Here is an 8,519-nt window from a genome sequence, read left to right as displayed (position 1 = left end):
GTCTCGTGCGCATCGAGGAGACGGGGGAGGGGCGGAAGCAGGAGTACGCCGTGCGGGTGCTCGACCCCGCGCCGCCGCTCGAGGAGCTCGACGAGGATCCGACGTAGCTCGACGTCGACGACGAGAACGAGGACACGCTGCCGGCGAAGGCCGCCGCGTGGAAGCCGTTCGGTCCGGAGTACCAGACCGGCTCCTCGCCGGTGCGCTCGTAGGCCGACGCGAGCTCCGCCGACCACTCCTTCTCGAGACCGAAGAGCACGGCCCACGGCAGCAGGCGCTCCGTCACCTCGACCACCTCGACCGGTCCGACCGTGCGCCGGTCCGCCCCGCGTGGCGACTGCAGCATCGCGATCCGGTCGGCCTCGGCCAGGCGGATGTACAGCTCGAGCCCGCGCAGATGGTCGCGCAGCTCCGCGCCCGCGGCCGTCAGCGGCACCCTCGAGACCAGGATCGTCCCGACGACGGCCGCGACGATCGCGACCAGCATCAGCACGAGCGGGAGCGCTCCGCCGAAGGAGCCGGTCATCAGGAGGATCGCGCCCAGGAAAGCGGCCATGACACCCAGCAGCAGCGGGACGATCACGAGCACGCTGCCGCCGATCGTCCCGGCCTTCTTCAGTCCCGCCTCGGTCACCCGGTTGCCCAGCGCGGTCCGGAACTGTCCGACGGCCTTGCCGAACTCCTTGTCCTTGCCCGAGAGCTCACGCACCGTCCCCGGCACCCGGCCGAGGGCGATGTCGAGGAACTCGCGGTCGTCGGAGGCGAGGGGCCGCGGGCGTCCCGCGCGTCGCGTCGGCGTCGTCGCGGGGTCGAGCACCCGCACGGCGTACTCCTGCTTCCGCCCCTCCCCCGTCTCCTCGATGCGCACGAGACCGCGGACGGCGGCGTCCAGGAGTCCGGCCGCAGGGGCCTTCGACGTCTTCCGCAGCAGCGCGGCGGAGAGGAACAGCCCCTCCGCGGGCGGGTCGTACTCGGCGACGACGGTCGGGCGGCCGGGAGCGTCGCGGAGCACGGTCCGGCGGCGGTGCACGGCGAGCGCGAGGCCGATCAGGACCGCGGCGAGGCCGCCCAGCTGCACCCAGGACCAGCCGGAGGCGAGGTAGCGGTCGTCGCGCGGCGTGAAGGTCCCGGGAGCGAAGCCGATCGCCACGGTCACGTTCTCCCCCGGAGCCAGCGACTCCCCCGATGCCGTGACGACCGCGCCGTCGCGGCCGATGGGACAGGGGGTCGTCGAGCCCTCCGGTCCCCGGTAGCAGCTGACGGTCCCCGTCGCGGCGGAGGCCAGCGACCCGGCGAGCTCGACGCGCACGTCGTAGCGGTCGAAGGACTGGCGCCAGCCCGTGCCGTTGACGTCCCAGTAGAACTCGTCTTCGCCGCTGCGCGTGCCGGATCCAGGGAGGGTCGTGTTGTGCTGCGTGTAGGTGAAGACGTAGGTCTGGCTGCCGCTGACGAACTCGTCCGCCGCGCTGGTGACCAGGAGGAAGCCGTCCTCGCGCTCGGTGTCGACCGGCCGCGACGCCCCGTCGCCGTCGGTGACGGACACCAGGTCGACGTCGGTCGGGTGCCCCTCGTAGTCGAGCGGGATCGCGCGCTGCATGCCGCGGTTCTGCGACGGCGGGAACTCGGCGACGAAGGTCTCGACAGTGGTCAGCGTCGAGCGGCCCTCCTCGTCGCGGTCGAGACGGAAGTCGGCCGAGTACTCCGAGAACCGGAAGCCGTCCACATCCGCGCGCACGACACCCGCGACGGGCTGCGGAGCCGCGACAGGGTGCGGAGCCGCCACGGCCTGCGCCGCCGCTCCGCCGACCAGCAGCGGGACCGCGAGGGCCACGGCCGCCGCGCGCCGCGCGACCACCCCCGCCCGGGCGGTCGAGGCGGACAGGATCGTGCCGAGCAGCCCCCACATGCCTGCGATGCTACGCGCCGACGCACGCCCGGCACGTCCCCCGGGCGGACTACTGGAGCAGGAACTGCGTGGGCGAGCCCGAGGGGATGCCGGCGACCGACACCGACAGGTTGTAGGCGGCGCCGCCCGCCTCGACCGCCTCGCGTCCGCCGGAGCAGGTGTCGGCGGAGGAGCGGGTGCGGTCCCACGTCAGCGCGCTGCCCATCACCGAGCGGCCCGCCTGGAGGAGCACCGGCAGATCGGCCGCGCCGGTCTGGCAGTCGGTCGAGGTCCAGATCTGCTCGGAGCCGCTCGTGATCGTGAAGACCTGCTTGCTCGTGCCCGCGTCGATCACGCAGTCGGTGCTCGAGATGTTGGCCAGCGAGAGCGAGAGCTGCGGATCCTCGCCGGGCGCGTAGCTCGTGGCGTCCGTGACCGCGGTGACGGCGACGGAGTCGGCCGTGCAGGCGGGTGCGGCGCCGGGCGTCGCACCGGGCGAGGTGGTCGGGTAGAGCGTCGGCAGCACGACGGTCGGCGTGGGGCTCGACGCGGCGTCGGAGCCGGTCATCCGCGGGAGCAGCGACAGCACAACCGCCAGGCCCGCGACGATGACGACCAGCGCGAGCAGCACTCCGGCGCGGCGTCGCCGGTAGACCCGGGAGGGCAGGCGGCGAGGCGGCGGAGTCACCGGGACAGGCTACGACGTGGTGGCGGTCAGAGCGTCTTCAGCATGCGGGTGTTGCCGAGCGTGTTCGGCTTCACCCGGGCGAGGTCGAGGAACTCGGCGACTCCCTCGTCGGGAGAGCGGAGCAGCTCGGCGTAGACCTCGGGGTCGACGACCTTCTCGCCGATCGGCTCGAAGCCGTGACGGGTGAAGAAGTCGACCTCGAAGGTGAGGCAGAACAGGCGCTTCAGGCCGAGCTCGCGCGCGTCGTTCTCGAGGCGCTCCAGGATGTGGTGGCCCACGCCCCTCCCGAGCCAGTCCTGCGCGACCGCGAGGGTGCGCACCTCCGCGATGTCGTCCCACATCACATGGAGCGCACCGCAGCCGATCGCCGTCCCGTGCCCGTCCTCGGCGATGCGGAACTCCTGCACGGCGCCGTAGAGCACCACGCGGTCCTTGCCCAGGAGGATGCGCTCGTTCACGAGCGGCTCGCTGAGCTCCTGGATGAAGGGGACATCGCTCGTGCGCGCGCGGCGCACCGGGTACTTCCAATCGGCCATTCGACAAGCCTAGGCCGCACCGGGCGCGGGATCCTGCGAGCAGGCGCGCACCCCCCCGGACGACGACGTGCCCGCCCCCTCGCGAGAGGGGACGGGCACGTCGTCGTTCGGCAGCCTGCTACGACATCAGGTCGGGCGTCGCCGGGCCGGCCGTGGCCGCTCCGGTGGACGCGCCGGCGCTGATCGAGATCAGGCGCGGGGTCGTGGTGAAGACGAACCTGTTGTCGGCGAAGTCCACGTGGATGTGGTCTCCGGCGCCGAGCTCGCCGTGCAGGATCCGCTCGGACAGCTGGTCCTCGATCTCGCGCTGGATCGCGCGGCGCAGGGGGCGCGCACCGAGGGCCGGGTCGAACCCGACCTCGATCAGGCGCTCCTTGGCCGGCTGCGTCAGCTCCACCGTCATGTCCCGGTCGAGCAGGCGGTCGCCCAGGCGCTTGATGAAGAGGTCGACGATCTGGAGCAGCTCGGGCTTCGACAGCTGCGGGAAGACGATGACGTCGTCCACGCGGTTGAGGAACTCGGGCTTGAAGTGCTTCTTGAGCTCCTCGTTGACCTTGCCGCGCATGCGGTCGTAGCCGGTGGCGTTGTCGCCCTCGATCTGGAACCCGACGGGACCACCGGCGATGTCACGAGCACCGAGGTTGGTGGTCATGATGATGACGGTGTTCTTGAAGTCGACGACACGGCCCTGGCCGTCGGTCAGTCGACCCTCCTCCAGGATCTGGAGGAGCGAGTTGAAGATGTCCGGGTGCGCCTTCTCGATCTCGTCGAAGAGGACCACGCTGAACGGCTTGCGGCGCACCTTCTCGGTGAGCTGGCCGCCCTCCTCGAAGCCGACGAACCCGGGAGGGGCGCCGAACAGCCGCGAGACGGTGTGCTTCTCGCCGTACTCCGACATGTCGAGCGAGATCATCGCGTTCTCGTCGTCGAAGAGGAACTCGGCGAGCGCCTTGGCCAGCTCGGTCTTCCCGACGCCCGTGGGGCCGGCGAAGATGAACGAGCCCGAGGGGCGCTTGGGGTCCTTGAGGCCCGCGCGGGTGCGGCGGATCGTCCGCGAGAGTGCCGCGATGGCCTCCTCCTGGCCGATGACGCGCTGGTGCAGGGCCTTCTCCATGAAGACGAGCCGCGAGGACTCCTCCTCCGTGAGCTTGAAGACCGGGATGCCCGTCGCCTGGGCGAGGACCTCGGCGATCAGGCCCTCGTCGACCACGCCGGTGGCCTTGACGTCGCCCGACTTCCACTGCTTCTCGAGGCGCAGGCGCTCACCGAGCAGCTGCTTCTCCTCGTCGCGGAGCGACGCGGCCTTCTCGAAGTCCTGGTCCTCGATCGCGGCCTCCTTGGCGGAGCGGACCACGGCGATGCGGTCGTCGAAGTCGCGCAGCTCCGGCGGCGCCGAGAGGATCGAGAGGCGCAGGCGTGCGCCGGCCTCGTCGATCAGGTCGATCGCCTTGTCGGGGAGGAAGCGGTCGCTGATGTAGCGGTCGGCCAGATTGGCCGCCGAGACGATCGCGCCGTCGGTGATGGACACCTTGTGGTGCGCCTCGTAGCGGTCGCGCAGCCCCTTGAGGATGTTGATCGTGTGGGGCAGCGACGGCTCCGCGACCTGGATCGGCTGGAAGCGGCGCTCGAGAGCGGCGTCCTTCTCGAAGTGCTTGCGGTACTCGTCGAGCGTGGTCGCGCCGATGGTCTGCAGCTCGCCGCGGGCGAGCAGCGGCTTGAGGATCGAGGCGGCGTCGATAGCGCCCTCAGCGGCCCCTGCGCCGACGAGGGTGTGGATCTCGTCGATGAAGGTGATGATGTCGCCGCGGGTGCGGATCTCCTTCGTGACCTTCTTCAGGCGCTCCTCGAAGTCACCGCGGTAGCGGGATCCGGCGATGAGCGAGCCGAGGTCGAGCGTGTAGAGCTGCTTGTCCTTCAGCGTCTCGGGCACGTCGCCGCGCACGATCGCCTGGGCGAGGCCCTCGACGACGGCGGTCTTGCCGACGCCGGGCTCGCCGATCAGGACGGGGTTGTTCTTGGAGCGGCGGGAGAGGATCTGCATGACCCGCTCGATCTCCTTCTCGCGCCCGATGACCGGGTCGAGCTTGTTGTCGCGTGCCGCCTGGGTGAGGTTGCGTCCGAACTGGTCGAGGATCTGCGATCCCCCCTGAGGCTGCTGCTGCTCACCGCCCACGGCGACCTGCTCCTTGCCCTGGTAGCCGGAGAGCAGCTGGATGACCTGCTGGCGCACGCGGTTCAGGTCGGCACCGAGCTTGACCAGCACCTGAGCGGCGACGCCCTCGCCCTCGCGGATGAGGCCGAGCAGGATGTGCTCGGTCCCGATGTAGTTGTGGCCGAGCTGCAGCGCTTCGCGCAGGGACAGCTCGAGGACCTTCTTCGCCCGAGGCGTGAAGGGGATGTGGCCGGTCGGCTGCTGCTGCCCCTGGCCGATGATGTCCTGCACCTGCTCGCGCACAGCGTCGAGCGAGATCCCGAGGGACTCGAGCGCCTTGGCGGCCACTCCCTCGCCCTCGTGGATCAGGCCGAGCAGGATGTGCTCCGTGCCGATGTAGTTGTGATTGAGCATCTTGGCCTCTTCCTGGGCCAGGACGACGACGCGCCGCGCGCGATCGGTGAATCTCTCGAACATGCTGTCACTCCCTACAGAACCCGCAGGGGTGGGCTCCGATACGTCGACTGTAACCAGCGCTCCCCCCGGTGAGCAGGCCTGTTCGCCCTGGGCGTGCACGCGATCCGGGAGGGGTGCGGGCGGCGGTCCCGTCCACCGGTCCATGCGAAGGCATACACTTCCCGCATGAGCAACCTGGAGGAGCATCCCGACGAGCTCCCCGTCGCCGCGGAGCCGGTCCCTCGCGAGCCCGGCGCGGTCGAGATCCTGGAGGCACGGCTCGTCCCGCTCGGCGGTCCGCGCGCGATCGAGGTGCGCCGCACCCTCCCGCAGCGATCGCGCTCGACGATCGGCGCGTGGTGCTTCGCCGACCACTACGGCCCGGTGCGGCTCGGCGAGGAGGCCGGGATGGACGTCCCGCCGCACCCGCACACGGGCCTGCAGACCGTGAGCTGGCTCTTCGAGGGCGAGATCGAGCACCGCGACAGCGTCGGCAGCCTCGCCGTGGTGCGCCCGGGCGAGCTCAACCTGATGACGGCCGGACGCGGCATCTCGCACTCGGAGGTCTCGACCGGGGGCGCGCCCGTCCTGCACGGGGTGCAGCTCTGGGTCGCGCTGCCCGAGGAGGCACGGCTCGTCGATCCGTTCTTCGAGCACCACCGCGGCGTTCCCGTGGAGCTGCCCGGCGCGCTGGTGCGCGTCTTCGTCGGAGGGATGCTGGGCGCGTCGGTGCCCGCGAGCACCTTCACTCCGCTGGTCGCCGCGCAGATCGACCTCGAACCGGGTGCCCGGGTCGAGCTGCCGGTCGAGGAGTCGTGGGAGTACGGCGTGCTCGTCGACGCCGGCCCGGTGGCGGTCGAGGGTGCGGACGTCCCGCGCTCGGACCTCGCCTACCTCGCGCCCGGCCGCTCGCACCTGGTGCTGACCGCCGGGGACGCGGGCGCGCGCGTGGTGCTGCTCGGCGGCGAGCCGTTCGCCGAGGAGCTGGTGATGTGGTGGAACTTCGTCGGCCGCAGCCACGACGACGTGGCGGCCGCCCGCGAGCGCTGGCAGTCCGACGTGATCGCCGGGGCGGATCCCGCGGGACCGTTCGGCACCGTCGACGGGTACGGCGGACGCGCGCTCCCCGCGCCCGTGCTGCCGACCGTGCGCCTCAAGCCGCGCCGCCGGGCCTGAGCCGAGACCGTCAGGCCGAGGCGCTCCGAGGCGGGGCCCACGACTCGGGAGCGCGGGAGTCGCGATGATCCCGCTCGACCACCGCGACTCCCGCGCTCTCACCGGCGCGTCAGGACGCGTCCGACTCCTTCTTCGCGGCGGCCTTCGCTGCTGCCTCGCGGTCGGTGGCCTCGGCCGTCTCGCGGAAGGCGCGGCGAGGATCCTGCAGCGCGCTCATCGGCGAGAGGTCGCGCGGAGTGACGGCGTCGACGAGCCAGCCCGTGATGATCCGCCACTTGCGGTCCAGGGTCGGCATCGCCGCTCCGTGGTAGGCGCGGTGCGCGAGCCAGGCGGGGAGGCCGCGCAGCTTCACGCCCTTGATCAGGCCCGCGCCCTTGCCGATGCCGTACTCGGCGACGGTCCCGACTGAGGCGTGCCGGTACTCCTCCACGGTGCCTCCGGTGAGGTCGGCGATGATGTTGCGCGCCAGGAGCTTGGCCTGCCGGACCGCGTTCTGCGCGTTCGGCGGGTAGTACGCGGGCTGCTTCTCGCTGGTGAGGTCCGGCACCTGCGCGCCGTCGCCGGCCGCCCAGGCGCCGCCCACCGGCTCGCCGTCCTCGCGGATGACCCGCAGGCGCGCATCCGCCATGACGTGGCCCTTCGGCCCGCGGGGCGCGTCGGTCGCGTCGAGGATCGGGTTCGGCTTCACGCCGGCGGTCCACACGATCGTGGCCGTCGGGATGCGCTCGCCCGAGGAGAGCTCCACGACGCCGTCCTCGCAGGAGGGCATCGTCGTCTTCAGGTGCACGTGCACGCCGCGCGAGCGGAGGTGGTCGAGCGTCCACTTCGAGAGCTCGGGACCGACCTCGGGGGCGACCCGGTCCAGTGCCTCGACGAGGTGCCAGGTGACGTCGCCCATCGAGAGGGAGGGCTGCGCGGCGAGGGTCTTGCGGCTGAGGTCGAGCAGCTCGCTCAGCGCCTCGACGCCGGTGTAGCCGCCGCCGACGAAGACGAAGGTGAGCAGGCGCCGGCGCTCGGCGGGATCGGTGGTGAGCGCCGCCTTCGCGATGTTCTCGATGACGCGGTCGCGCAGGTGCGCCGCCTCCTCCACCGTCTTGAAGCCGATGCCGTGCTCGGCGAGGCCCGGCGTGGGGAACGTTCGGGTGACGGCTCCGAGCGCGAAGACGACCTGGTCGAACTCGATCGTGCGGGTGGAGCCGTCCATCGCGGCGACGGTGGCGCTGCGCTCGGCGAGGCTCACGCCGGTGATCGCGCCGCGGATCACGCGGGTGCGCTTGAGCGCGGAGACCAGCGGCACCGTGACGTGGCGCGGCTGGACGTGCCCGCCGGCGACCTCGGGCAGCAGCGGCTGGTAGGTCATGTAGGGGTTCGGCTCGACGACGGTGACGTCGATCGGCGCCTCCCCCCGCCTCTTCTCGAGGCCCCAGGCCGTGTACAGGCCGACGTAGCCGCCGCCGAGGATGAGGATGCGCGTCGTACGGGATGCCGTCATGTCCGTTCCCTTCTCGAACCCGGCGCCGGGCAGGCGGAACCGGATGGTGCTGAGGACGCTCCGACGCTACGCGGGGCGCGGCGGCCCGCACAGGGCCTTGCGCGACGAGCCGGGGCCGCGCATCCTCCGCCTGC

General features: G+C 71.8%; 6 protein-coding genes. 1 reads left to right on the top strand and 5 read right to left on the bottom strand.

The genetic code is table 11. The features are described from left to right. The 4 genes from C5D36_RS15590 to C5D36_RS15575 all read right to left on the bottom strand — a co-directional run. The coding region (locus tag C5D36_RS15590; RefSeq protein ID WP_104296202.1) for a DUF2207 domain-containing protein at window positions 1-1,906 on the bottom strand (1,906 nt) is incomplete at its 3' end. A gap of 49 nt (window positions 1,907-1,955) precedes the next feature. Then, a complete protein-coding gene (locus tag C5D36_RS15585) occupies window positions 1,956-2,573 on the bottom strand; it encodes a hypothetical protein (RefSeq protein ID WP_104226002.1) in 618 nt (205 codons plus the stop codon). Between the two features lie 26 nt (window positions 2,574-2,599). After that, window positions 2,600-3,109: an amino-acid N-acetyltransferase gene (locus tag C5D36_RS15580; protein ID WP_104234293.1), complete on the bottom strand. Its 510-nt coding sequence runs from the start codon at window positions 3,107-3,109 to the stop codon at window positions 2,600-2,602. A gap of 118 nt (window positions 3,110-3,227) precedes the next feature. After that, window positions 3,228-5,738, bottom strand: a complete 2,511-nt coding sequence (locus C5D36_RS15575) for an ATP-dependent Clp protease ATP-binding subunit (protein ID WP_104234294.1) — start codon at window positions 5,736-5,738, stop codon at window positions 3,228-3,230. A gap of 165 nt (window positions 5,739-5,903) precedes the next feature. On the opposite strand from C5D36_RS15575, the gene C5D36_RS15570 reads away from it, so the two are divergent. Next, entirely contained in the window at window positions 5,904-6,893 is a 990-nt protein-coding gene (locus C5D36_RS15570) for a pirin family protein (RefSeq protein WP_104291741.1), read from the top strand. Between the two features lie 109 nt (window positions 6,894-7,002). Here the strand turns inward: C5D36_RS15570 and C5D36_RS15565 are convergent, their stop codons facing one another. Then, entirely contained in the window at window positions 7,003-8,385 is a 1,383-nt protein-coding gene (locus C5D36_RS15565) for an NAD(P)/FAD-dependent oxidoreductase (protein WP_104272976.1), read from the bottom strand. Between the last annotated feature and the right edge of the window lie 134 nt (window positions 8,386-8,519).

It is taken from the genome of Rathayibacter sp. AY1C6 (assembly GCF_002931535.1).
In the GTDB taxonomy this organism is placed as follows: domain Bacteria; phylum Actinomycetota; class Actinomycetes; order Actinomycetales; family Microbacteriaceae; genus Rathayibacter.
The sequence above is the reverse complement of the archived record's forward strand: the minus strand, read 5'-3'. Positions and strand labels throughout refer to the sequence as shown.